At 45.4% G+C, this 24,345-nt stretch carries 24 protein-coding genes; 5 read left to right on the top strand and 19 right to left on the bottom strand.

Going from position 1 to position 24,345, the window contains the following annotated elements:
• Nucleotides 1–68: 68 nt before the first annotated feature.
• The 12 genes from G9U52_RS18175 to G9U52_RS18120 form a co-directional block, all read right to left on the bottom strand.
• Nucleotides 69–1,244 carry a PstS family phosphate ABC transporter substrate-binding protein gene (locus tag G9U52_RS18175; protein ID WP_166152055.1) on the bottom strand — a complete coding sequence of 392 codons (1,176 nt, stop codon included), beginning with the start codon at nucleotides 1,242–1,244 and terminating at the stop codon, nucleotides 69–71.
• Nucleotides 1,245–1,477: 233 nt separating this feature from the next.
• Nucleotides 1,478–2,302, bottom strand: a complete 825-nt coding sequence (locus tag G9U52_RS18170; protein WP_166152054.1) for an IclR family transcriptional regulator — start codon at nucleotides 2,300–2,302, stop codon at nucleotides 1,478–1,480.
• Between the two features lie 228 nt (nucleotides 2,303–2,530).
• On the bottom strand, nucleotides 2,531–3,856 hold the full coding sequence (locus G9U52_RS18165; RefSeq protein ID WP_166152053.1) for an aspartate aminotransferase family protein: 1,326 nt from the start codon (nucleotides 3,854–3,856) through the stop codon (nucleotides 2,531–2,533).
• A 91-nt stretch (nucleotides 3,857–3,947) separates the two neighbouring features.
• Nucleotides 3,948–5,399, bottom strand: coding sequence for a M81 family metallopeptidase (locus G9U52_RS18160; RefSeq protein ID WP_166152052.1), 1,452 nt, complete (start codon nucleotides 5,397–5,399; stop codon nucleotides 3,948–3,950).
• A gap of 27 nt (nucleotides 5,400–5,426) precedes the next feature.
• Nucleotides 5,427–5,819 carry a RidA family protein gene (locus G9U52_RS18155; protein WP_166152051.1) on the bottom strand — a complete coding sequence of 131 codons (393 nt, stop codon included), beginning with the start codon at nucleotides 5,817–5,819 and terminating at the stop codon, nucleotides 5,427–5,429.
• Nucleotides 5,820–5,843: 24 nt separating this feature from the next.
• On the bottom strand, nucleotides 5,844–6,950 hold the full coding sequence (locus G9U52_RS18150) for an alanine racemase (protein WP_166152050.1): 1,107 nt from the start codon (nucleotides 6,948–6,950) through the stop codon (nucleotides 5,844–5,846).
• A 29-nt stretch (nucleotides 6,951–6,979) separates the two neighbouring features.
• A complete protein-coding gene (locus tag G9U52_RS18145; protein ID WP_166152049.1) occupies nucleotides 6,980–7,939 on the bottom strand; it encodes an ABC transporter ATP-binding protein in 960 nt (319 codons plus the stop codon).
• Nucleotides 7,936–8,919: an ABC transporter ATP-binding protein gene (locus tag G9U52_RS18140; protein ID WP_166152048.1), complete on the bottom strand. Its 984-nt coding sequence runs from the start codon at nucleotides 8,917–8,919 to the stop codon at nucleotides 7,936–7,938. The genes G9U52_RS18145 and G9U52_RS18140 overlap by 4 nt, the downstream gene beginning before the upstream one ends.
• Before the next feature lie 20 nt (nucleotides 8,920–8,939).
• Entirely contained in the window at nucleotides 8,940–9,884 is a 945-nt protein-coding gene (locus tag G9U52_RS18135; RefSeq protein WP_166152047.1) for an ABC transporter permease, read from the bottom strand.
• A 29-nt stretch (nucleotides 9,885–9,913) separates the two neighbouring features.
• A complete protein-coding gene (locus G9U52_RS18130) occupies nucleotides 9,914–10,789 on the bottom strand; it encodes an ABC transporter permease (protein WP_166152046.1) in 876 nt (291 codons plus the stop codon).
• Between the two features lie 88 nt (nucleotides 10,790–10,877).
• Nucleotides 10,878–12,455 (bottom strand): ABC transporter substrate-binding protein, encoded by a 1,578-nt coding sequence (locus G9U52_RS18125; RefSeq protein WP_166152045.1) that lies wholly within the window; start codon nucleotides 12,453–12,455, stop codon nucleotides 10,878–10,880.
• Between the two features lie 93 nt (nucleotides 12,456–12,548).
• The gene (locus G9U52_RS18120; RefSeq protein WP_311764893.1) at nucleotides 12,549–14,135 is read right to left on the bottom strand and encodes an N-acyl-D-amino-acid deacylase family protein; all 1,587 of its coding nucleotides are present in this window, start codon (nucleotides 14,133–14,135) and stop codon (nucleotides 12,549–12,551) included.
• A gap of 444 nt (nucleotides 14,136–14,579) precedes the next feature.
• Between G9U52_RS18120 and G9U52_RS18115 the strand changes: the two genes are divergently transcribed.
• From G9U52_RS18115 to G9U52_RS18095, 5 genes are all read left to right on the top strand, one after another.
• Nucleotides 14,580–15,497, top strand: coding sequence for a helix-turn-helix transcriptional regulator (locus G9U52_RS18115; protein WP_166152043.1), 918 nt, complete (start codon nucleotides 14,580–14,582; stop codon nucleotides 15,495–15,497).
• Between the two features lie 82 nt (nucleotides 15,498–15,579).
• A complete protein-coding gene (locus G9U52_RS18110; protein WP_166152249.1) occupies nucleotides 15,580–16,095 on the top strand; it encodes a DinB family protein in 516 nt (171 codons plus the stop codon).
• Nucleotides 16,096–16,175: 80 nt separating this feature from the next.
• On the top strand, nucleotides 16,176–16,745 hold the full coding sequence (locus G9U52_RS18105; protein ID WP_166152042.1) for a YdeI/OmpD-associated family protein: 570 nt from the start codon (nucleotides 16,176–16,178) through the stop codon (nucleotides 16,743–16,745).
• Nucleotides 16,746–16,858: 113 nt separating this feature from the next.
• A complete protein-coding gene (locus G9U52_RS18100; protein ID WP_166152041.1) occupies nucleotides 16,859–17,533 on the top strand; it encodes a Crp/Fnr family transcriptional regulator in 675 nt (224 codons plus the stop codon).
• A gap of 150 nt (nucleotides 17,534–17,683) precedes the next feature.
• Nucleotides 17,684–17,875 carry a YgaP family membrane protein gene (locus tag G9U52_RS18095; RefSeq protein ID WP_166152040.1) on the top strand — a complete coding sequence of 64 codons (192 nt, stop codon included), beginning with the start codon at nucleotides 17,684–17,686 and terminating at the stop codon, nucleotides 17,873–17,875.
• Nucleotides 17,876–17,913: 38 nt separating this feature from the next.
• On the opposite strand, the gene G9U52_RS18090 is transcribed toward G9U52_RS18095, so the two are convergent.
• The 7 genes from G9U52_RS18090 to G9U52_RS18060 all read right to left on the bottom strand — a co-directional run bounded on the left by G9U52_RS18090 (nucleotide 17,914) and on the right by G9U52_RS18060 (nucleotide 24,340).
• Nucleotides 17,914–18,504, bottom strand: a complete 591-nt coding sequence (locus G9U52_RS18090) for a CBO0543 family protein (RefSeq protein ID WP_166152039.1) — start codon at nucleotides 18,502–18,504, stop codon at nucleotides 17,914–17,916.
• A 174-nt stretch (nucleotides 18,505–18,678) separates the two neighbouring features.
• On the bottom strand, nucleotides 18,679–18,828 hold the full coding sequence (locus G9U52_RS18085) for a hypothetical protein (protein WP_166152038.1): 150 nt from the start codon (nucleotides 18,826–18,828) through the stop codon (nucleotides 18,679–18,681).
• Nucleotides 18,829–18,848: 20 nt separating this feature from the next.
• Nucleotides 18,849–20,069: an MFS transporter gene (locus G9U52_RS18080; RefSeq protein WP_166152037.1), complete on the bottom strand. Its 1,221-nt coding sequence runs from the start codon at nucleotides 20,067–20,069 to the stop codon at nucleotides 18,849–18,851.
• A complete protein-coding gene (locus tag G9U52_RS18075) occupies nucleotides 20,045–21,484 on the bottom strand; it encodes an amidase (RefSeq protein WP_166152036.1) in 1,440 nt (479 codons plus the stop codon). The genes G9U52_RS18080 and G9U52_RS18075 overlap by 25 nt, the downstream gene beginning before the upstream one ends.
• Nucleotides 21,456–22,475 (bottom strand): ABC transporter ATP-binding protein, encoded by a 1,020-nt coding sequence (locus tag G9U52_RS18070; protein ID WP_311764889.1) that lies wholly within the window; start codon nucleotides 22,473–22,475, stop codon nucleotides 21,456–21,458. Before G9U52_RS18070 ends, G9U52_RS18075 begins: the two co-directional genes overlap by 29 nt.
• Nucleotides 22,476–22,491: 16 nt before the next feature.
• A complete protein-coding gene (locus G9U52_RS18065) occupies nucleotides 22,492–23,382 on the bottom strand; it encodes an ABC transporter permease (protein ID WP_166152034.1) in 891 nt (296 codons plus the stop codon).
• 13 nt (nucleotides 23,383–23,395) lie between these two features.
• The gene (locus G9U52_RS18060; protein WP_166152033.1) at nucleotides 23,396–24,340 is read right to left on the bottom strand and encodes an ABC transporter permease; all 945 of its coding nucleotides are present in this window, start codon (nucleotides 24,338–24,340) and stop codon (nucleotides 23,396–23,398) included.
• Nucleotides 24,341–24,345 lie beyond the last annotated feature (5 nt).

The raw sequence follows: 24,345 nt of genomic DNA, 5'->3' as shown, positions 1-24,345 counted from the left end.
TTGCGGAAAGACTTTATAAAAACACAAAAAAACCGCATTGCGCTGCGGTTTCTTAGAATCATAGCCTGTTAACTGCCTTTCGCCAAAGCGCTATAACCGGTTTGCTCCACAATCCACTGACCCTGTTCGGATAAAATCCATTGGATAAACGGCTGTACTTGGGGATGGCTGGAATCGGTAGTCACAGCGTAAAACTCCGCCGCCAGCGGATACGCCCCATTCTTCACCGAGTTGCGATCAGGCGCAATACCATCAACCTGCAGCAAACGGATTTCACCGTTATTGACCATTTCCGTGGCAAAATATAGGAAGGAATAACCGATAGCATTCGGATAGTTGCGATAGTCGGCTGTTTTCGCAATCATCCCCCCCATTCCACTCGCCACATCCTGAGTAGGCGGCTTCATCAAGGGATTGCCCATCATAAACCGTTGCAGCATCGTCTGGCTGCCGCTGTTCTCAGGACGTTGAAAAGCGCGGATTGCTGAGCTGCCTCCGCCAAGCTCTCGCCAATTCGTAATGGCGCCGGAATAAATTCCTTGTATTTGCTTCGTAGAGAGGCCTGTCACTGGATTACCCACCTGCACGAAAAAAACAAACGCCTCCCGTCCTATCGGTGTGAGCTTCAGCTCCATTCCCAGCCTCTTCGCTTCGCTTAATTGCCGCTCCGAGGGCTGGGCAGCAAATATGATATCAGACTCGCCACGCAGCAGGCGTTCATAAGCATTCGCTGTATTAGTGGAAATGACTGGGCTATTGAACAGGTCATACTCCCTGTTGGGGGGATATACAGCCTGCGCGAATGCTGCATAGAGTGGATATAACGCCGTTGCCCCGTCCAGCTTGGGTGGATTCTCCTTTATAAGTAAGGTCGATGGCTCCGCTAGCTTGACCGCCTTTGTAGCCTCGGCAAAAGGCTCGTAAGTCTTTAAATCGACGCCTTGATCATTTAAGGTAGCGAAGCTTCTATCGTACGCTTTATTGGCTTCGTATCCGCCTACAACCAATAAGCCGATGCTTAGTAACGAGCCGAACACGAGATAGACGATCTTAGGCTTCACGAAATTGCCCAGCCGCATCACAATAAAAATGATTAAGGCAATCGTAGTGACAATCACAAGCGGTGTATAAAATTTACCTCCCCCAGAGAAAGCACTTAATAGCATAGTATAAAAACCAGCTATCAAGATCACAGGCACAGCTACAACCCCAATAATTAATTTCCAAATTCGTATATTATCCATGATCTTCCTCCTTACATGTAAAGAATAACAAAATTTCCAGCTTTACGCGAGGCTCATGCTTGAAGACTAAAAGCTAATTGAAAACGAGAAATAGCCCCTTGGCTAGTCGAGGGGCTACTACTGGGATAAGTGGATAAAGATCGTTTTACGAAACAAAAGGCTTCACCGTCCTGATTGGACAGCGAAGCCTTTTATCGTTGTATATACATTGTTGTCGTATAAGGGTAACACAACTATTCGACTAACTCGCTTTTGTGGACATACCCTAATTTTTGCGAAATACTCCATGCAGCAGCCATTATGTTGTGCGCGATACCCGGTATCTTTTCATCCGGAAAACGATGTAGGGCACCAGAAAGGCTGACTGCCCCTTCAATCCGTCCAAACATATTGAATACAGGAGTGGCGATACAGCGTGCTCCTTGCACGATTTCTTCCCGGTCCACAGCATAGCCCAACTCCTTGATATGGGCCAATTCACTTAATAATTGTGAGGGATCCTGAATTGTATACGGCGTAAAAGCAGGTAGTCCATGTTTGGCTATCATGCGCATGACTTCTTCCTCAGAGAGATGAGCCGCAATCATCTTGCCTGTCGCGGTTGCATGAAACGGAGCCTTGGAGCCAACCTTGTCAGTCATTCTCAGGGCGTAGGTTCCTTCTATAATCTCCATATACAATATTTCACCTTCCGAAAGCACACAAAGGTTCACAGTATCCCCGTAGGCTTGAACCAGATTGTTCATTTCCGTTAGTGCGGCTGCGCGCAAGGAGCTTCGCTCCAGCAGGTTTTTCGTAATGACAAGCTGTTTGTAACCGAGACAGTATTTTCCATCCTCGTCACTCCTGTTGATGAATCCCCTTTTTTCCAATGTTAGAATAATCCGGTATAAGGAGGACTTCGGCTGCTTCACCAACTCGACAAGCTCTATTAGGCTTAGCGAATCGCGAATGGAGAGTGCTTCAATGACATCTAGCGCTTTCTCAACAGAATGAATGGAGTAACGATCCTGTTTATCCTTTTCGTTATCAATTTTTTCTTGTTTTTTGTGTTCCATGGATATATCCACTCCAATCTCTAAATACGGCAAATCCTTTGTCTTTAAATAAGGCCTTATAGCGATCTACGAGAAGGTGAGATAGAGGGTGCCGGTTTAGAAAGGGTGGCTTATCTAATTTCTTCTTCACCAGATGTATAAATTCCTTTAATTCTCCTCTTTTTTCAAGAAATTACCTCGCCGATTCAGAATATTCCCCAGTTTCCTGAGTATTGTCAATAAGCGGTGTCAATATACGGCTTCATCAAGCTGCCCAAGAACCCGATCGATAGCCAGTAGAGTTTCATCAATATCCGCTTGCTCGTGAGCCGTCGATACATACCATAATCCGTTCGGGCGAAGCAACACACCTTCGCTAAGCATCAATTCCGCGAATTTGGCATATTTTCCAGCGTCTCTTTTATTGAAAGTATCGAAATCGTTCACTTCATGCTCGTTGATGAACATCATATGAAATACAGGACCTATTTGATTGACAACTCCTGGTATATTGTGTTTGTGCAGAAGCACACGAATTCCTGTAGAAAGCGATACGAGCAATTCTTCCATACGCCTATATGAAGATCCGTTATTTTTGGCTAGCTCCCGAATGGTTGCAAGTGCTGCTGCTGTAGCAACCCCATTACCGTTCAATGTTCCTAGATGGCTGACAGCGGAGGTGTCAATATATTTCATGAGTTCTGCCTTGCCTGCGACAGCGCTGATGGCGATGCCTCCGCCCATGGCTTTACCTATGGTAACAAGGTCTGGCTTAATTCCGAATCTTTCGTGTGCGCCTCCCTGGGCGAGTCGGAACCCTGTTATGACTTCATCCAATATAAACACAATACCCAGCTCTTCCGTCAATTGGCGCATCAGTTCCAAATAACCTGGCTTTGGCACGATGCAGCCCGAATTGCACATCACCGGCTCAGAGATGACTGCAGCTATTTCCGAAGCATGGGATCGCAGAGTAGATTCCAATACATCGGGGTCATTCCACGGAAGAAGGATGATATCGTTCAAGCTGTTAACACTTTGCCCCATTGTTCCAGGTGGCACGACTGAGGACGCTTCCTCGCTGGTAACGGATTCACTTAGGCCTGCTCCTGGAAATGAGGTAAAAATAGAATCCGACCATCCATGGTAATGCCCTGTAAAACGGACAATTTTATGTTTTCCCGTATGTGCCCGGGCAAGGCGCAGTGCCAGCATCACCGCTTCCGTTCCGGAACCGCTTAATGCAACCCGGTCGGCACAAGGTAGAATATCGACTAACAGGTCGGCAAGCTCAATCTCCCCGTCATGCTGCAGGCCATACGTGTAGCCTTTACGCATCGCAGCTAGAATCGAATTCGTCAATTCCTCATTTGCATGTCCTAGTATCAACGGTCCAAAACCTAATAAATAATCGATATATTCATTGCCGTCAACATCGCGGAGACGTGCTCCTTGGGCAGATTCAGCATATAACGGCATTGGTTTCATCGAAGCTCGAAGCGAGCTGGCTACGCCTCCGGCAAGATGTTTTTTTGCTTGCTCATATTTAGACTTAGAATGTTCAATCGTTAACATGAAGTGCAGCCTCCTCATCAAGTTTTATGATTAGATCGCAGCAAACGATCGGTTAGTCTGTGATTGGATTAGAATAAAATAAATAATTAGATTAGTTCAAAGGATAAATAGGGCGCCTAAGCTGCTCATAATGAAAATGAGTAAGATCAGAACTGCAGCAGCCCGGAGTGTTTACATAAATGATGGAACGGCAAATCGGACCAAATGCCGTCCGCCAAGCAATCGCAGCCTTAACAACAATGATATGAAAATCTATCGGGCGTAGGCCAACGGAGCTTACATGTCCAATGTCCCATGGAGCTGTTCGATTTTCAGTCAGAATCACCGTAAGTCTACCGGATTCGATCACTGCAGTTTTCCCCATATAGGCCCAATTTCCAGTCATATAAGGTCCGATATGCGTATATTTGCCGTCAAACAAAGTCCTTATTATTCCTTTTACTCGTACCGGAGAGCCATGCAAATGATCACTCTTGCCGCCGATCTCACCTTCAAAAACTTCACCTACACCCAATCGTTGCGCCATAGCAACAGCTTCTTCATCCCGAATGACGATTAAGCTTTTTTTCAGAGGATCGGTCAGATGAATAAGAATATGCGTTGCATCCGCAGGGGCTCCAGCACCTACATTATCTGATCCTTCTACAAGAATTACAGGACCGTCGGGCATTGCCATTGCTTTGGCAACCGCTTCCTTCGCTGGGCAGCCCTCATACTGCAATCGTTCCCTGAAATCCCAGGCCATTTGCTTAAGCTCTTCAGCGTAGCACTCAGCTAAGGACGGATCATTGTTCGTCATTACAACGAAGGCTACACCCGCATCGGGTATATCACTGTAGGGAAATCCACCTGCTACTGTAACATTTAACACGTTTGATTCGCGTTCGATGGCAAACGCACGGTTCATAATTTCCTTCATAGGCCCTTCTTCATCTGTAAGCATCACTTGAGGCACGATCAGCATACCCGGCTGTGCCAAAGCAAGCACCGGCCGGATTTCGCCACGAATGGTCCGAACCAACAGCATTACGGCTTCAACCGCTCTTTCATAGGCGTCGATATGTGGATAAGTATCGTATCCAATGATGATATCGGCTTGCAATACCATCTCCTGGCTTATATTAGCATGGAGATCCAACAACACGGCTAGCGGCTTGGAGGGTCCCAATTTGACCCGGGCTTGCCGCAGGAATTCCCCTTCCATGTCCGGAATCCCCTGAGCTACCATAGCTCCGTGCAAGATGGCCACCGCGCCCTCTGCCGATGTGTCAATCGACTCGACAGCTGCGGCAATCAAATCAGCCGCGGCTTCGCTTGTCACCATCCCGCTTGGTGTTGCTGCTGTGTATAAACCGCATGAAAGTTCCGCCCCCGCTTCATGCATGGCGTCCACTACACCGCCCATTGAGGTTCGGGTCTTGGAGTACCGATTAAGAAAGGCATCATTACCATACACCCATTCGGAATGGAAAGCATCTAGGTTCGTTAACCCGGGAGCAAATGTATTCGTTTCATGAAAAATACCTGCCACTGCGATTTTCATCTTATACACCCTTTCATAGCACGTAAGTTAATCTATTGTTCGTTTCGCCTGTGAGTAAGCGATCACATCGATTTCTACAAGGTAAGCACCCATAGCGACAGGAGCGGTGGTACGCGCTGGGTAAGGCTTTGTAAACACTTCCGAATACGTTTTGTTATAACCGGGGAAGTCCTCAGGGCGGCTTACAAATGCATTGGACTTAATGACATGATCCAAGGTAAGGCCTTCCGCTTCTAATATAATTTCAAGATTGCGCAAGCATTGGCGTGTCTGTTCTTCTATCGTCTGCCCGACGATTTGGCAGGTTACTGGATCTACCCCCACTTGCCCCGAAACATAAACGAAATCTCCGGCGCGTACAGCGTGTGAAAAAGGTAAAGAGAATTGTGGAGCTTCTGGAACATGAATAGCTTTTGACATGATTAATCTTCCTCTCTATTGTTATTAAACGATTTTACCGCGGGCATCGACGATGATTTCATGATCTACTTGATCGTCGCGTACGCCCTGAAGCTTGTTGTGCAGATTGGACACCGTGCAGCAGTGATTCGGTATAAACTCAAGTCGATCGCCAATTGATAAAGTAACACCTTCCGGAACCCTGACAATGCCATGTTCTTCACTTAGACGCTCGATATATACATCCGGATTACTTTTTAAGAACCCATAACCTGGTCGATGCGAACACACATCGCTGCTGAAAGTTTTGGAACCGGCATCTATGATCGCGGTTCCGCTTCTAGGGATGCTGACTACGGTTGCCATGATACTCATTGCGAGCTCATTCATCTCGATGACTCCAATTGCTAACTGGGATATGTCTCCGAACACGTAAGCGCCCGGCCGTATTTCCGTAACTCCGGTCAGTCCTCCGATAAACTTGGAGGTAGGAGTGGAGCCGACACTGATTTCAGTAATAGATATTCCCGATTTTTCAAGTAAAAGCTTGGATTGAACAAGGCCCTCTGCCTCGTCTGCAGCTGCCTGGCGCAGCTCATCCAACGTCTTTTTCCCGTAGGCGTGGCCGCCATGGGTCATCAGCCCCCGCACTTCGACACCGGGTAGGGCAACGATCTCTTTAACCAGTGAAGCTGTTTCTTCCCCAGGCTCCAAGCCGCAGCGGTTTAACCCTGTATTCACATCGACATATATGGGTATAAGTATGCCCATGGATACACCCAAATTGGATAGTCCCTGCGCCACTGTGACATTATCGATGCTGACAGTCACTTTGACTCCCCGTTCGATTAATGCGCCAAGCCGCCGAAGCTTGGCTTCCCCGACAAGCGGGAACGCGACCAGGATATCTTGGATTCCCGCATCCGCCAGCACCTCCGCTTCACCCAATTTGGCGACGGTCATCCCGTAGGCTCCATATTCGATCTGCTTTTTGGCGATCCACACACTTTTATGTGTTTTAAAATGCGGACGTAGCTTCACACCAGCTTGACGAGCCAGGTCCGCTGTACCTTTGAGATTACGCTCCAACACACCAAGATCGACAAGCACGACGGGTGTCTCTAATTCTGTTACGAGTAATCGATCATTCACTTTTTCATTCCTCCTGTGTATATCACTTATTAAGGGTACAAATGGCAGGCAACCACTTGTTGTCCGACTTGTATAGTTTCCGGTTTAACTGTTTTACAGATTTCCATGCAGCTTGGACAACGTGGGTGAAACGAACAACCGCTTGGTGGAGCAGCTGGACTGGGAACATCCCCACTCAAAATAATTCTTTCAAGCCTCACATCCTGATCGACCGTTGGAATGGAAGATAATAAAGATTGTGTGTAGGGGTGAAGCGGATTATTATACAAATCATCCCTTCCGCCCATTTCCACGATTTCGCCCAGATACATCACACCAATGCGGTGGCAAATATATTTAACAACACTGAGATCATGGGATATAAACAAATAGGATAGCTTGTATTTATCCTGCAGATCCATCATGAGGTTCAATACCTGCGCTTGAACGGATACATCCAATGCAGAAACAGGTTCATCAGCAATAATAAGCTTAGGATTTAAGGCGAGTGCCCTTGCTATCCCGATCCGCTGTCGCTGACCACCGGAAAACTCATGTGGATACCTCCTGCGATACTCCGGCCGAAGTCCAACCTCCTGCATAAGCGAGATGACTCGTTCTTCCCGTTCCTGGGACGAATATAAATTTTGCAATTTATACGGTTCCATCAATATTTTTTCAATGGTCATCCGCGGATTTAATGAAGCATAGGGATCCTGAAAAATCATTTGCATATCTCTGCGAATCTTTCTAAGCTGCTGTTCTTTCACCTTTGTTATATCCTGCCCCATAAATTTCACGGTTCCGCTTGTTGGTTCTATTAGACGAATCGCAGCTCTTCCGGTCGTCGATTTTCCACAACCGCTTTCTCCTACCAATCCAAGTGTTTCTCCCTCATAAATGGTAAAAGAGATATTGCGAATGGCCTGTACGTTTTTTTTGTTCATCATGGATCCTACGGTAAATACCTTTTGCAAATCTTTAACTTCGAGTAAAGGTGTTCCAGTCATAACGCTTCCCCCGTTTCGTTTGCATACCAGCATTTTACAGAGTGGCCCGAACCGACGGAGATCATGTCAGGTTCCTCGCTGCATTGGGGGGTTGCTAAACCGCATCTTGGTGAAAACCGGCATCCTTTAGGCATTTTTCCTAATTGCGGCACTGTTCCTGGAATGATGTCCAATCTGCTTCTCGTCTCTTTCAGCTTTGGTATAGACCTCAATAAGCCGATAGTGTAGGGATGCCTAGGATTTTTAAGGATATCAACGACCCGTCCGCTTTCCACAATTTGACCTGCGTACATGACAATCACTCTGTCGCATATTTCCGCCACTACTCCCAAATCATGTGTAATAAACAGCATGGACGTATTTAATTCCTTATTCATGCTTTTTAACAAATCGAGAATTTGTGCTTGGATGGTGACGTCCAGTGCCGTTGTAGGTTCATCGGCGATCAGCAGCTTCGGCCGGCAGGACAAAGCCATTGCAATCATGACTCGCTGCCGCATTCCACCAGAAAGCTGATGGGGGTATTCATTCATGATCCGACGCGAACGGGGTATTCCAATCCTTTCCAGGATATTTTCAACATGTACAATGGCTTCTTTTTTGCTCATTTTTAAATGTTTTTTCACTGCTTCAATCAATTGGTCGCCTATTGTGAAGACCGGATTTAACGACGTCATAGGCTCTTGAAATATCATAGAGATTTCTTTTCCACGGATGGCTCTTAATTGCTTCTCGTTCAAATCCGTCAAAATCAAATCCTGAAATTTAATAAAACCGTTAGTAATATGTGCGGATTCTTCCGGCAATAGTCCCATAATGGATAAGGAGGTAATGCTTTTTCCGCAACCTGACTCGCCCACCAGACCCACAATTTCCCCTTTCGATATGTCGAAGGAAATATTGGAAAGGGCTTGTACCTTGCTATCGGACTTCGAGAACGCCAGATCTAAATTTTTTATTTGCAGCAGCGGTTGTTCCATTAGCGTAACTCCTTCCTTGCTTACTGGTATTTAATCCTGGGATCAACCCATGTATAAATAATATCAACCACAAGGTTGATCACGATGAACATCAGAGAAACGAAGAGAACAATACCTTGTATAAGCGGGTAATCCCTTCGCGATACAGCACTGATCAGCATTCTGCCGATTCCCGGCAAGGTGAATACCGTCTCAATGGCTATGGCTCCGCCCATCAATACCGCTGTTGTAATCCCAATAACCGTAATGATAGGAATTAACGCGTTCCGCAAAACGTGTTTAAAAACAATTAGTCTGGGTGACAATCCTTTAGCTCTGGCAGTTCGAACGAAATCCTCATGGATGACGTCAAGCATGCTGGATCTGGTAATTCTGGCAATAAAGGCTGCTTGAATCAAACCGAGAGACATAGCCGGGAGCGTTAAAGATCGAAGGCAGGCGAATACTCCTTCCGACAGCGGTACAAAACCGGCAACAGGAAACCACTGTAATTTTACGGAAAAAACAAGGATTAACATCAGACCGAACCAAAACTCAGGCATTGATACGCCAACCATCGCCCCGGTCATGGCTATATGGTCAACAGGTTTGTTTCGGAATACAGCAGATATGATGCCAGAACCCACACCGATGATAATGGCGACGATCAAAGAAAATATCGTTAAAAGGATGGTAGTGGGCATATGTTCTAAAATAACTTGCAGTACGGGTTGTTTTAGAAAAATGGAATCTCCGAGATCCATCGTAACAAGCTGCTTAAGCCAGATGATAAGTTGTATATGCAGTGGCTCATTCAATCCCATTTTATCCCTTAGTTGATCTACTTGTTCTGGAGTCGCATCGATCCCCAGCATAAAAGACGCCGGATCGCCGGGCGCTAGCCGGAGCAAGAAAAACACGAGAAATAAAGGGACTAATAAGGTTGGCAGCAACATTATTAACCGCTTTCCGATAAAGGACAACATGGCTTTCTCCCACCTTATGCATAATTTCCTTATTTGACATTGCGAAGTTTGGGATCCAATACATCGCGTAACCCGTCACCAAACATATTTAGTCCCAGCACTGTGATCATGATGGCAACTCCAGGGAAAACAGCAATCCACCAAGCCTGCACGATATACAACCTGGCATCGCTTAATATATTTCCCCAGCTCGGGGTTACAGGGGGAACGCCCACACCGAGAAAGCTTAAAGCTGCTTCTCCCAATATGGCGTACGAAAAAATGAATGATGACTGAATAATGATTGGAGATAGGCAATTAGGCAGTATATGAATAAACAAAATATATATTTTGCTCGCACCCAGTACTTTTTCCGCTTCAACAAAAGGATATTCCCTTACTACCAACACCGAACCTCGTACTACACGGGCTACACGGGGCAAATAAACGATACTTAATGAAATGATAACTGTAAAAACGCCTCTTCCTAGAACGCCAATCATCGAAATGGCTAATATCAGTCCTGGGAATGACATAAGCCCATCCATAACCCTCATTACAATGTTGTCGAACAACTTGAAATATCCTGAAAAGAGACCAATTAACGTCCCCGAACCGACCGCAAGAATGACAACAGCAAATCCGATAGCCAAAGAAATGACCCCGCCATGTAATACTCTGGAAAAAATATCGCGACCAAAATCGTCAGTTCCAAAAAAATGAATGGAACTCGGAGCTTGCAGCCGATTCTCGACTGCTAAATCATTCGGGCTATAGCTCGATAAAACTGGAGCCGCCAACACTGAACAAATCATTACAAGAATGATACCTATGCTTATGATTACGGATTTTCTTTGAAGCAATTGCGCCAGCAGCTCATTTTTCTTTTTTTGTTCATTCTGAAGCTCATTCACAAGTTCCGCCATGCTTCACCTTCCTAACCGTTTTCATCCTTAAGCTCACACATGAAATGATTATCACATGGGTAGACCCATGTGATAATCATTATTCGTACTAATTTTTTGATACATTCCAGAAATAATGATAGGCGCTGGGTACAAATCCATTTACTTTTTTGCTTTTTACATCCAGAACAAAGAAATCACCGAATTTTGAGACAGGGAGCTCCTCCCAAAAAACAGCTTGCAAGTCATCCATTTTTTTCTTGCGTGCTTTGGGATCCATCTCGGTATTCACTTTATTTATCATTTCATCTTTCTTCTGTGATTCCCACCATCCCGGCCAAGAGCTTTCCCATACTGCCCAAATACCCGGATCAGCAATAAAAGATACTCCATTGGAGAACACTTCCCATTCTTCGGGTTTGGCTCTCCGCTGGGCAATAGTTGCCCAATCTGAAACCTGCAGTTCAATATTGAATCCGATCTGCTTAAGCTGCTCCACGGCAACTACTGCATTTTTGTACATAAAATCATAGTCTTTAGTTGTCATCCAGCGGATCTTTTCTCCGTTATAATTTGCTTCTTTCATTAATTGCTTGGCCTTTTCAATATTGCCTTGATTGTACATTTCTTTGCCGGAATCGCTCCACCATTCGGTTTGTTCTTTAAACAAGATGCTTGGATCCAAGCGATAGAATTCCTCGTTAGTAAATGCTGCTTTCATGATCGGATCCATATTTAGAGCTAATGCAAATGCTTGGCGCAGCTTCTGGTCCTTAAACGCACCCATCTTCTTGTTAAAGATGGCGGTGGCCCACCAATAGGGCTTAATGATGACAGAATCGACTTGGGTGTTCGCTTTGACTTGGGCGTAAGAGTCGGAATTAACTTGGATAGCATAATCAAATTGGCCGGTTTGCACGCCATCAAGACGAACGGAATTTTCCGGAGTTGGAATAAACATCAATTCATCTACCAAAGCAGCGCGTTTGCCTCCCATACCTATGGCTGGACCATCCAGCGCTGAATAATCGTCAAATCGGGCCAACTTAATGTATTGATCTGCTTTGTGCTCAACAAAACGGAAGGGTCCAGTACCAATAAACTCTTTAATATCACCATCACCGGCTGCTACAATAGATTCTTCGGGGAAAATTCCTGCCCCATGTGCCGGGACTGCCAACAGCATTGGAATGATGGGAGAGGGATCTTTCAACAGAATCTCGATGGTTAGATCACCTGTCTTCTTCACTTCTTGTGCATACCTCAAGAAGGTCTTTCCGTATGTTGATACTTTACCCCAACGGTTAATTGAGGCTACCACGTCGTCAGCGGTAAGAATTTTACCGTTATGAAACTTTACTCCTGCACGCAAATTGATCGTATATTTTTTGTTTGCTGCGTCGTATGAATAATCTTTGGCTAACATCGGTATTGCGTTGTACTTATCGTCAAACGTGAACAAGCCTTCAAAAATGTGGTAACTTATCTCCTGTACAACTACGGAAGTATTCTTATTCATGTCGAGTGTAGGCGGTTCCCCGTTTATAGCTACCTTCAAAGTCCCCCCTTTTTTGGTTGCCGAATTGTCTGCCCCAGTAGCTGGTTTATTATCCGTACACCCCGAAAGCACTAGCGAAATCAAGAAAACTACCGTCAAAGACATTGCGATCCAGTTCTTTCTCATCATTTACTCACCCTTTTTTTATTATTGAGCAACGGATTTATAGGTCCGATTTCTCCACGCTTTAATTGGCAGGCTTAATCGTGTGAAGCTTCGCTGCTATCCTCTTTTCAAGGCTCTGCCTGCAAAAATACCTGTAGTCTTTTCTTCACGAACTGCAACCTCGCCATTTACTAGCACATACGAAATCCCCTTGGGAGCACTCCGCGATAATTGATAAGTAGCTGTGTCTGTAACGTGTTCAGGGTCGAAAATGACAATATCTCCAGCATATCCAACTTTTAATTGGCCTCTATCTTTTAAACCAAATCGGTCTGCGGGCACCTTGGTCATCCTGTTTATCATTGTTTCCAAACTAAAGCCGTATTCACGGCAAAAACGCAATAACCTCGGAAATGTACCGAATCCTCTAGGATGTGGATTTTTACCTATAGGAATGCTGTCTGACCCGACCATATAATAAGGTCTGGACAATAATTCAAGACAATCTTGATTAAAGGGGCCCCATTGATCAAGGTTTTCAAATATCGCTGGAGAGGAATCATGGTAACCCACTTGTAAGCTTTCTTCCAGCAGCAAGTCGCAAAGCATATCGGGAACCGTCTGGCCTCTTTCATTCGCCACATCCCAGAAGCTTCTTCCTATGTATTGTGAATTTTTTGGAAGGTGGGTAAAATAACCGCCGCATGGAATCGTGTTTTGTTCAATTCCTTTGATTAATTTGGACCTCAGCAACGGATTGGCCAATCGTTCCATTAAAGCTTCAAAACCGCCCTCCATACACCAGAGTGGTAACCAAATGACCGCATAACCGCTGCCCGACGGATAAGGATACAATTCTAACGTTATATCAACCCCACGCTGATACGCTTTATCAATGTCCTTCATGATTTCCTGAACTTTGCCTGCCTTTGGGATATTGGTCCGGTAATGTGAAAAATGCAGTTTGGCACCAGATCTTTCGGCGATTTCAATCGATTCCAGAACAGGGTCAATCTGCTGATCACGAAATACCGTGCGAATATGCGTCACATATACGCTGTTATTTTCAGCTACAACCTTACACAACTCCACCATCTCATCCGTATCCGAATAGGAGCATGGATAGTAACTTAAGCCAGTGGAAAATGCAACCGCCCCACTTTTCAAACCCTCATCCAAGATTGCTTTTGCAGCTTCCATGTTCTTGCCGACCAATGGAAGGTCCCGCATACCTAAGGTTTCCAATCTTAATGCGCCATGAGGAACTTGATAGGCTGTATTGATAGCTACGGTGCCGTCAAACTTCATTCTGAATTCACTTACCGTCGACCAGTCCAAAGGAATATCTGGGCTTCCATTGAGCCCCGCCAAAAACTTATAGTACATCTGTAAATTGCTGGAGCTAAGGGGAGCATAGGATAGACCGTCTTGCCCCAAGATTTCCGTTGTAATCCCCTGATGCAACCCTGCGGAGTGCTGACGGTCCCATAAAAGCATCAGGTCGGAATGGGTATGGGAATCAATAAATCCAGGAGCGATAACCTTCCAGTTCGCGTCAATAACCTCTTTGGCCTCTACCAAAGTCTCCACAGCCATAATATCAATGATTTTTCCATCCTTAATCGAGATATTTCCTTTAAATCGCTCTTTCCCAGTCCCGTCGATGATGATACCGTTTTTAATAAGAACATCTACTGTCTTCACTTTTAGCAACGAACCTCCCACTAAAAAGTAATGTTTCTTGTTCTAGATAATTTGATAAATAGCCTTATAAATTTCAAATAATAAAACCTTGGTTTCATTATTAACAATATAATAAATAAGTTATGGCTAGTCAATAAGTATTTTTAAAGAAAGCCCTTTCATCTGAATATAAAATAACATATATATAACATATAATTTACATTAACAAGCACTTCATCTAATAAAATCAGTTACATGTTATATTTCATGTTGATATTGGAGATTGATGTGAGTTATTAAAAGAATTCAACTTTGAGGATTCGCGGAGTAACTATTGAACCTAGTGATGAAATTCATCTACCCACGACACAACAAGCAGGCCTATCCCAAAATTAGCAAGAAAAAATCTGTGATATAATATTGAGCAGCAAGCAATACGAAATAGACTAATGGGCGGGGATACGCATGAAATTGGAGCGATTGATCTCCATAATCTACAAACTGCTAAATCACGATGTTTTGTCTGCCTCCATGCTGGCTGAAGAGTTTCAAGTTTCCCAAAGAACCATTTATCGGGATATCGATGTGATCTGTGCCGCGGGCTTCCCGGTCGTATCGTACCAGGGAACGAATGGCGGATATGGCATCATGGACGGATACAAAATGGATAAAAGCCTGCTCGGTTCTTACGATGTCAATTCCCTGATCACCGTGCTCAGCAGCCTCTCCACCGTGTTTGAAGATAAGCGTGCGCAGGGAACCATTGAACGACTGCAGACGATTGGACCGGAGCATCACGCCACGAATCTGTCCGTGGACTTGGAAACCCATCGCACGGAGCCCGACGCGCTTCGTCATTTACGCACGGCTATTGCCCAGCGAAATATCGTCCGCTTTGATTATATCGATGCAAAGAATGAACGAACGACCCGTAATATGGAACCGCTGCGGCTTCATTTTAAACATCGTAATTGGTACATTTATGGGTTTTGCCGAACTCGGGGAGATTATCGGGAGTTCCGACTGTCCCGGTTAATGAATTTATTCGTGACACAGGAAACCTTCGAGCCGCATTCCGAGGTGCCGGAAGAGGCTGCTTTATCAAACAAGGAATGGCAAGATCAGTTGGAGGATGTAGTGATCCGGGTGGGAACGGAGGCTTTGGCGGAAGCGATGGATCAGTTTCATCAGGTTGATAAGCAATTTCATGACGATGAGAGCATGACGATGCGAATTCCTGTTTATCAACCATTGGAAGCACGATGGCTTTGGACAATTCTGCTGGGTTTTGGCAGTGGAGCAGAAGTCCTCGAGCCTCCTGCACTGCGAGGGATCTTAAAAGAACAGCTTCAAAATGCGCTCAAACTTTATGAAGATGTATGACAGACTGTTGTCATACATCTTTTTATATTATAGCTACAGGAACAAAATCAAATCCATGAAAAGTCAAAAGGAGACGATCCAAATGAATCATCCGTTACAAATGTTCGAATACCATGCGTGGGCTACTCAAACCCTCTTGGGACGAATCAAGGAGCTCCCGTCCTCGGTGCTGCAACAAGAAGTAAACACCTCGTTTCCCACCATCGGTGAAGCGTTCGCGCATATCTATACGATCGACAAGTGTTGGCTTCAGGTTCTGAGCGGTACCAGTATGCCCAAGGCGCTGGAAGCGTGCCTTCCACTTCAACAAGAAGCACTTCGGTACGCTGTTGATGAATTCGCGAATGCCTTTAGTGAGTTAGCGGAAGAATACAGAGCATGGTTCCGAAGCCAAGACGACTTGGAGCAAACCATTGTGCTCGAGAATCCGTACGCCGGAACGCGCAACACTCGATTATCGGAAATTGTCCTGCAAACGGTCAACCACGGTACCTACCACCGAGGCAATATTTCGACCATGCTGCGCCAGCTGGGTCACGCATCCACGATGAACGATTATACACTTTTTTGGTATCAGCAACCTGTGGAATCCATTTAATCTCTGACGTCAGATAAATTAGTCGCCTTTGCTATTATTGCAGTGTAGGTATCATTTAGAAAGGAGAATGTAATTTATCTATGGAAATTGAAATTCTAATTCCAGTAAAGTCGAGAGAAGATTTGAGGATTTGGCTACTGGAAAATTGTAAGACTGAAAAATCTTGCTGGGTCTTGGTTAGTATGACGCCCAACCCAGATACGTTGCTATATTTGGACGCGGTCGAGGAAGCTTTGTGCTTTGGATGGATCGATGGAGTCAAAATGAAAATATCTGAAACTGAGCTGGCGCAGAGACTGTCTCCTAGAAGCAAAAAAAGTTCATGGACTGAATTGAATAAAGAACGTGTCCGCCGCCTCGAAAAGTTGGGGTTAATGAGAGACGAAGGAAGAAAGGCGCTTCCTGAAATGGACCACGATTCTTTTAGAATAGATAGGGAAATAGAGCAAAGGCTAAAAGTGGAAAAGCAAGTATATGCGAATTTTATGGCATTTCCAGATCTTTATACAAGAGTTCGGATCGACACGATACAAAGCAATAAGAATCAGCCAGATTTATTTAGGAGCAGATTAGACAAATTCATAACAAACACTGGAGAAAACAAAATGTACGGTCAGTGGCACGATAATGGGCGCCTACTAGATTATTAAGATGCGAGCATTGAACCCAGTGATGGAAGAAGTTTGTAGAATTGCATATGCCGATTTTGCCTGCTATAATGTCCAACTAAGCTGTACTGAAATTACAAGGAAGGATGGTACTCATGTCCTCTGCCGTACTCGATCAAGTCCCTCATATTGTTTCACTGTTTCCCAGCTTGTCTGATATATCCTTGGAGGACTGGAGTGCTGAGGGCATAGCCATTGTGAAATTTCAGCCTAGCCACGTAATTGAGGAGGGGCATTTCCTTCAGCATGCGGTTTTATTACTGGAAGGAACGGTAAGAATGTTTAAAATCAGCGGAAGCGGCAGAGAGGTCACCCTGTATCGGATCCATAGCGGGGAGTGTTGCCCTCTGATGATGGCCAGCATTCTAGGCGAAAGTGAATATGAAGCCTCTGCATGCACCGAGGAGCCAGGCGTAGCGCTGGCTATTCCTGTTTACGTCTTTAGAGACTGGATGGACCGTTATAAAAGCTTTCGCCAGTTTATTTTCAAAATGTTTGCCAAAAGACTAATTATTATGTCCAATCTGCTGGATAGCATCAATTTCAAATCGATTCGCGGACGAATAGCGGAATTTATTGTACAGATGACTGAAGACGGAGCTACCTCCCTTGACATGACACATGGTACCATGTCCATAGAGCTCGGAACAGCTCGCGAAGTGATCAGCCGGACGCTGAAATCGCTTGAGAACGAAGGTCTGCTGCGATTATCCAGGGGCCGCATCTATCAAATAAAGCGCCAAGAGCTTAAAAAATATATCGAGCTATAGCCGCAGCAGGTCTCTTGACCATTCTTACTGCCGCCAAATACAATTATTTTATCGGTATGTGACAAAGTTACGGTTTCCCCTATTTTCATTTGCTATTATCGTACTTAGGAACTCGATAAACCAAATGAAATCATATGGAGGAATTAGATTATGAAAAATGTTGGCGGCGTAGATCGATTTATTCGTATTGTTCTGGGTTTAGCACTGTTGTCGTTATTTTATTTCTTGCCTGGGTACTGGAAACTAACCGGATTGTTCGCAGTTCCGTTCTTATTTACAGGACTGGCTCAAAAATGCGCCATTAATCAGCTACTCGGCCGCAATACCTGCAAAATTCGTTAAAGAAAGGTGTAACCATACAACCTTTGTTCATTGTTTGGTTATACTTTCTGCTTGCTTTTAAAGAAGCTAAAAGCGACCTTGTGATCTGTATCAGTATGAACTTGTTCTCTTTTCCCCACCATCCAATCAACCATTGCTTTCAAGAAGACCGACATCACACACAAGGCAAAGAAAGATTTCGTGTACGTCCAATTATCCAGCTTATAGATGTCAAGAAAAACAAAAATCGGTTCTCCGATGTAAGAACTAAGCAATGAAAAAACAACAGCAGCGATTAGATAAGCTCTCCACGTACCAAATCTTTGATAAATAAGCGTAAACATAATCGGGATTGCAAAAAAGTCCACCGCATTAAAGTTTTCCGAAAATGGTAAGAACTGATGGGGATATGACCAAAATCGAAAAAACTTACCTGTTTGATCAACGAAACCAACAAGCGAAAATCCGACCAGAAATGCCAATAAAATTGTCATAGTCCTGTTTCGATCTATAAAGAAAAGAAGTAAGCCAATAAAAGCCAAATTAACAATGACGATAATCCACCACTGTAATGAGAATAGGTCATGGGTCAACCACCATTCCATTTCCATAGTATTAGCTCTTTGGTTTAATTGATCGATTTCTTGCATAAAGTTTCTCCTTATGAGCTTATTAGTTTTTCATAAGTAGATCAACAGATCTTCCTTAGGTAGTAGTATTAATTAATATAAATATTTTATGCGGTAAGCTAGTAAATAAAAAAGGCTGTCCCTTAGTCATTTGACTTTGGGGACAGCCTCTTTTATGAAAAAAATGATTAGTGCTTACAGCTTGAATCTTGGCAGCCTGCTCAGCATAGCCTCAGCCAGTTCCGCTAGAGACTCAGTTGAATAGGCTACATCCTCCATCGTGTCCGTATACATAAGCTCCGCATTCTTTTGCACCATATTCATAGTTCTCACATGAATGATCATAGGCTTCCCCAATCTCCAGCTTACTCAGGCATGGGTTTGTTTGATTTATCCGGCGCTTTAATAAACATAGTCACGCTTACCCAAGCAGCATTACCAAGGAATAGCACGGTAGCGAGCAGAAAAAGACCACGAATCGAAATCCAACCCGACAAAAACCCACCGACAATTGGACCTAACATATTGCCAAAGCTTAGCGAACTGCTGTTGAGACTGAACGCACGGCTCTCCATCCCCTCTGGCGTATAATGCTTAATTAATGTGCTAACCGAAGGCAGCAGGCCGCCCATAAAAAGACCAAGCACAAACCTGACGATAAGCAGTTGCCAGACATCCGTCACCAATGCCTGTGGGATAAACAAAAGTCCGGTCCCAATCAGCGTGAACAGCAGCACTCGTTCCGGTCCAAGCCTGTCACCCAGCCGACCCAGCAGTGGAGCTGCAATCATATTCGAGATACCCATAACCGAACTGACCAGCCCAACGATAAAGGCTAAAAACGGCCCGTTCTTATAAAGCTCTTGCACGAATATCGGGATTTGCGGCAAAGAGCACAGCATGGCGAACTGAATCAGCATCGTCACTGTAAAAAGAGCAGGCAGCTGAGGGATTCTCCATAGCTTTAACAACCCTTGATAAATCGTCGTTTGCGGCTGCGCTGCTGCGGCCTTGGCATTGAACGGGTCCTTGACCGTGATCATTGCAAGGAGCGAAGCCAGCACCATTAGTCCACCAGTCAACCAAAATATCGGGCGAAAGCCGATCCACTCCTGAAGAAGTCCGCCGATTAGCGGTCCCAAGAACGTGCCTGCAACCATTCCCGACTGCAGCGTCCCTAAAGCGAAACCAACTCTCTCTTTGGGGGCTGTAGCAGCTATCAAAGAGGCAGCGGCGGGATTAAACCCGAATACGACACCATTCAGCAGGCGAAGCGCAAGTAAATGCCAAGGCTCTGTTACGAAGCCCATTAATGAGATAACAATCGCCATGCCAAAGCCGGATCGCAGGAGCATAAATTTACGTCCATATCGATCCGCCAAGCTCCCCCAGATCGGCTGGAAGATGAACGAAGTGGCAAAATTTCCAGCAAAAATAAAGCCTGTCCAAACCGACAGCTCATGACTGTCTGTAATGCCAAGCTCTTGAATATATAGCGGTAAGAAAGGAACGACCATCGTAGCTCCCATCATTACCAGAAAATTACCCAGCCAAAGCACCGCTAGATTGATTTGCCATCTGGCCACGTAGTTGATTCCTCCTGTACTACCCAGCTGGTTTCGTCAGGTATCTCCGAATGCCATTGAACCGACTTCTCATAGACATGACCAATGGTTAGAATCCCTCCTTCGTCAAAAGGAGCCCCTATTAGTTGTAAGCCTATAGGCAAGTGATCGGATGAAAAACCGGCCGGAATCGTTATAGCGGGTAAACCCACATAATTAGCAATTGAAGTAAAATTGGGCTGCGAGAATGGGAGCGCATTGTCATGCGCTATCTTACTAAGAGCAACAGCCGACATTGTCGGCGTAATAATCGCATCCACCTGGTTGAAGAGCGCATGAAACCTCATCTTCATTTTTTCCCTAAGCATCAAGGCTTGATGATAATCCTCTACCGAGTACTGCCGACCCATCATTTCAAGCGAAAGCCGCAATTTCGCTCCGTACCCGCTCCTACCGCCTTCTAAGTCTTTCTTGTGATAACGGTATGCTTCTGAACTCAAGATGAGGCGGCTCGCCGTTCGCGATTCGAGAAGCTTATCCAGATCGACAGGTATCAATTCAGCACCAAGGCTTTCCATCACCTTTAAAGCTTGCTGAATAACCAATCTTACGTCTGGATCGAGATTCTCATAGTAATAACCATTCGGAATACCCAATTTCTTACCCTGTAAAGAATCCAGTTGAAGGAATTGATTCCCCTTCCATGACAACTCCTGATAACTGCTTTCGTCCTTGGGATCGTACCCTGCCATGGTTTGCAATAGAATAGCCGCATCCACGCAAGTTCTCGCCAGCGGTCCGACATGATCCAATGTCATCGATAACGGCGTTACCCCATATCGGCTTACACGTCCAAAAGTGGGCTTCAAACCGACAACGCCGCATAAGCTTGCCGGCATTCGTATGGATCCTCCCGTGTCCGTACCAATCGAACCGAGCACGAACCCTGCCTGCACGCCCGCAGCCGACCCGGAGCTGGACCCGCCAGTGATCCGTTTAATATCCCATGGGTTTTTCGTCCATCCATAATGAGGATGGGCTGCCAGAAACGCATATTCGAACAGATGTGCTTTGCCCACAACAACTGCTCCCGCATCGATTAATTTCCGAGTAACAGTGGCATGGTAGGGAGGCATATGATCAGGAGCAACCCTAGATCCATTCGTCATCGGGACATCAGCATAAGCAATAATATCCTTTATGGATAGGGGGATCCCATGAAGGAGGCCCTTATAATTCCCAGACATAATCGCCATTTCAGCAAGCTTGGCCTGTTCCATAGCCTCATCTGCCATAACGCAAATAAATGTATTCAACACAGGTTCATACTTACTGATTCGCTCCAAGCTATCAGTTAATAACTCCACAGGAGAAAGCTGCCTGCTTTGTATAAGCGCTGCCGTTTCTTTAATTGTCGACGGTGTATCCCGTACCATGGCTGACCTTCTCTCTATCGTGTCCGGTTTCATACAGAAAACAAGCAACCTCATAGCCAGGACTCACTTCCACCATCGGAGGAGCGGACTGGGCACACCGTTCCTCGGCGTATGGACAACGCGTTCGAAACCGGCAGCCGGAAGGCGGATTCATAGGACTGGGAAGCTCCCCCTTGATATCGAAATGTTTATGTACCGCCGGGCTTCCAACATCCATCGAGGGTGCAGAATGGAGCAACGCCTGTGTATAGGGGTGGTAAGGATGGGCATACATTTGTTGGGCAGAGCCCTTCTCCACCACGGTTCCCAGATACATCACCATAACTTCATCGCTCATATATTCCACTACATTTAAATCATGCGAGATGAATAGCAAGGAAAGCGAAAACTCTTTTTTCAGATCCTGAAACAGGTTTAAAACTTGGGCCTGTACGGATTTGTCCAAGGCAGAAACAGCCTCGTCAGCAATAATAATGTCCGGTTCAAGCACAAGCGCTCTGGCAATCGCCACTCGCTGTCTTTGCCCTCCACTAAGACTGCCCGGATAACGCTCAGCGAAAGCCTTCGGCAATCCTACGGCCTCCAGATAATGATGGGCCTTCTTTCTCGCGTCGTGCTTGGATACCCCGTTTACATATAAATTAAAGGCCACATTTTCAAGCAGCGTCATTTTGGGATTAAGGGAGGAATACGGGTTTTGGAAAACCATTTGCATATTTTTTCGGACCTGCAGGAGCTTTGAGCCTTTGTAAGGTAAAATATCATCCCCCCGCAGTCGAACTTCTCCTGAATCCGGCTCAATCAACCTTAATATTAAACGAGCTAATGTCGATTTACCGCAGCCGGATTCTCCTACGATCCCTAGGGTTCCCTGCGGTTTCAAAGATAACGAGACATCCTTGACAGCAGAAACAGCGCCTTTTGTTTGCCACCACATCCCCTTGACAGGAAATTCTTTATTTAGGTTAACAACCTCCAATATGGGCTTCACGCAGCATTCCTCCTTTTCACTTCGTTTCCCAGGCATCCCGCAATCCGTCCGCTGACAGATTAACCGTTAACGCCGTAAGAAAAATAAATGCACCCGGAATTACCGTAACAATGGGATCAATGAAGATTTGCTGCTTAAGGCTGTTCAGCATAATACCCCATTCTGCGTCCGGCGGTGATACTCCCAATCCGAGGAAGCTTAAACCGGAGGCCAACACCAGACTGATGCTGATCTGCGTCGTGCTGTATACAAATATTTTGCTGAATACGTTCGATAGAACATGATAGCGGATAATCGCGAAAGCATGGGCACCGCTGGACCTGGCGGCTTCGATGAATTCCTCCGCCATCACCGCCTTTACAGCAGATTCGGCAATCCGCGCAATGGGCGGAATGAACACAATCGAAATCGAGATAATGATATTGTTCATACCTTGGCCTAATGCCGAGGATATACCAATTGCCAACAAGACGACCGGAAACGAATAAAAGATATCAAGTATCCGCATGATTAACGTATTAATAATGCCTCCGAAATAGCCTGCGATGACTCCAAGGAATCCACCAATACAAGCCGCGATGATTACAGGCAGAATGCCCGTAATCAAGCTTAAGCGGCCACCGTACAAAATACGCGTCCATAAATCGCGTCCTTGTTCATCCGTACCGAGAAAATGTCCCACCGTTCCCATTGGCTGAAGTCTTTCACCTATTTTTCCGTCAAGAGGGCCATAGGGTGCAATTATCGGAGCAAACAGGCAGGATAGCACAATCAGAACCAACACAATTAATGAAACCATAGCGACCCGATTCTGGTAAAAAGCATTCCAAGTGATCCAAAGACGCGATTCTTCTTTCGGTATCACTGTCAACTTTACCGACTTTGCGGCATCAATATGAGCAGCCACTTCCTTCTCCTCCTTACGTATGTCTGACCCTGGGATCGATCATAGCATGGAGCGCATCAACAGTCAGATTCAAAATAACGAATATAACAGCGATAGACAGCACTCCTGCTTGTATAACCGGGAAATCCCTCTGGCTGATAGCTTGATAAATCAGTTGGCCTAGGCCAGGCCAGGTAAAGACAGTTTCCACTAAAACAGAACCACCGAGCAGATGGCCGAACTGCAAGCCGGCCACTGTCAAAATCATCGGCGTTCCATTTCTGAGAACATGCTTCATAATTGTAAATGAACTCACACCCTTCGCTTGAAGGGTAGCCACGAAATCTTGGTTCAAGATATCATAAATCGTGCTCCGCACCATCCGCGTCATGACTCCTAGCGTCGTCATGCCAGCCGCTATGGAAGGAAGAACCAAATGCAGCAGCAAATCACCAATACCCCCATTGCCTGAACTCATCATCCCTGATGGAGGAAGCCAGCCGAGTGTTACAGAAAAGATGCCTATCAGTATAAGCGACATCCAGTAGTTGGGAATGGTCACACCTGTTAATCCAATAATATTGGCTAACGAAGCAAGCCACGACTTGGGCTTATAAGCGCTATAAACCCCAATAGCTATACTGAGAACGAATGAAAATAATCCCGCTGATAACGCTAAGACCAATGTGTTCCACAATCCATCAAAAAGCAGTTGGTTAATGGAAACACGTTTGATGATAGACTGGCCTAAATCCCCTCGCAGAATATGCATCATCCAGTCCATATATTGAATATATAGAGGCTGATCGAATCCCATCTCCTGCACGAGCTTTTGGCGGTCGGCCTCCGTAGCATCCGGGGACAGTATGCTGTCTATCGGATCGCCAGGTACAATTTGCAGCATAAGAAAGACGATAATCGATACCCCAAGCAGTGTAGGGATCATCAATATAATGCGTTTAAGAAGAAACTGTGCCATGACGT

Source organism: Paenibacillus agricola (genome assembly GCF_011440305.1).
GTDB classification, from domain to species: Bacteria; Bacillota; Bacilli; order Paenibacillales; family NBRC-103111; genus Paenibacillus_S; species Paenibacillus_S agricola.
The sequence above is the reverse complement of the archived record's forward strand: the minus strand, read 5'-3'. Positions and strand labels throughout refer to the sequence as shown.

What these genes read in the sequence shown, in the direction of transcription:
- G9U52_RS18165 (WP_166152053.1), bottom strand. Translation starts at nt 3,856, where the DNA reads ATGTTAACGATTGAACATTCTAAGTCTAAATATGAGCAAGCAAAAAAA.
- G9U52_RS18060 (WP_166152033.1), bottom strand. Translation starts at nt 24,340, where the DNA reads ATGGCACAGTTTCTTCTTAAACGCATTATATTGATGATCCCTACACTG.
- G9U52_RS18105 (WP_166152042.1), top strand. Translation starts at nt 16,176, where the DNA reads ATGGAAATTGAAATTCTAATTCCAGTAAAGTCGAGAGAAGATTTGAGG.
- G9U52_RS18175 (WP_166152055.1), bottom strand. Translation starts at nt 1,244, where the DNA reads ATGGATAATATACGAATTTGGAAATTAATTATTGGGGTTGTAGCTGTG.
- G9U52_RS18160 (WP_166152052.1), bottom strand. Translation starts at nt 5,399, where the DNA reads ATGAAAATCGCAGTGGCAGGTATTTTTCATGAAACGAATACATTTGCT.
- G9U52_RS18170 (WP_166152054.1), bottom strand. Translation starts at nt 2,302, where the DNA reads ATGGAACACAAAAAACAAGAAAAAATTGATAACGAAAAGGATAAACAG.
- G9U52_RS18155 (WP_166152051.1), bottom strand. Translation starts at nt 5,819, where the DNA reads ATGTCAAAAGCTATTCATGTTCCAGAAGCTCCACAATTCTCTTTACCT.
- G9U52_RS18145 (WP_166152049.1), bottom strand. Translation starts at nt 7,939, where the DNA reads ATGACTGGAACACCTTTACTCGAAGTTAAAGATTTGCAAAAGGTATTT.
- G9U52_RS18100 (WP_166152041.1), top strand. Translation starts at nt 16,859, where the DNA reads ATGTCCTCTGCCGTACTCGATCAAGTCCCTCATATTGTTTCACTGTTT.
- G9U52_RS18140 (WP_166152048.1), bottom strand. Translation starts at nt 8,919, where the DNA reads ATGGAACAACCGCTGCTGCAAATAAAAAATTTAGATCTGGCGTTCTCG.
- G9U52_RS18115 (WP_166152043.1), top strand. Translation starts at nt 14,580, where the DNA reads ATGAAATTGGAGCGATTGATCTCCATAATCTACAAACTGCTAAATCAC.
- G9U52_RS18095 (WP_166152040.1), top strand. Translation starts at nt 17,684, where the DNA reads ATGAAAAATGTTGGCGGCGTAGATCGATTTATTCGTATTGTTCTGGGT.
- G9U52_RS18075 (WP_166152036.1), bottom strand. Translation starts at nt 21,484, where the DNA reads ATGGTACGGGATACACCGTCGACAATTAAAGAAACGGCAGCGCTTATA.
- G9U52_RS18090 (WP_166152039.1), bottom strand. Translation starts at nt 18,504, where the DNA reads ATGCAAGAAATCGATCAATTAAACCAAAGAGCTAATACTATGGAAATG.
- G9U52_RS18130 (WP_166152046.1), bottom strand. Translation starts at nt 10,789, where the DNA reads ATGGCGGAACTTGTGAATGAGCTTCAGAATGAACAAAAAAAGAAAAAT.
- G9U52_RS18085 (WP_166152038.1), bottom strand. Translation starts at nt 18,828, where the DNA reads ATGATCATTCATGTGAGAACTATGAATATGGTGCAAAAGAATGCGGAG.
- G9U52_RS18110 (WP_166152249.1), top strand. Translation starts at nt 15,580, where the DNA reads ATGAATCATCCGTTACAAATGTTCGAATACCATGCGTGGGCTACTCAA.
- G9U52_RS18135 (WP_166152047.1), bottom strand. Translation starts at nt 9,884, where the DNA reads ATGTTGTCCTTTATCGGAAAGCGGTTAATAATGTTGCTGCCAACCTTA.
- G9U52_RS18125 (WP_166152045.1), bottom strand. Translation starts at nt 12,455, where the DNA reads ATGATGAGAAAGAACTGGATCGCAATGTCTTTGACGGTAGTTTTCTTG.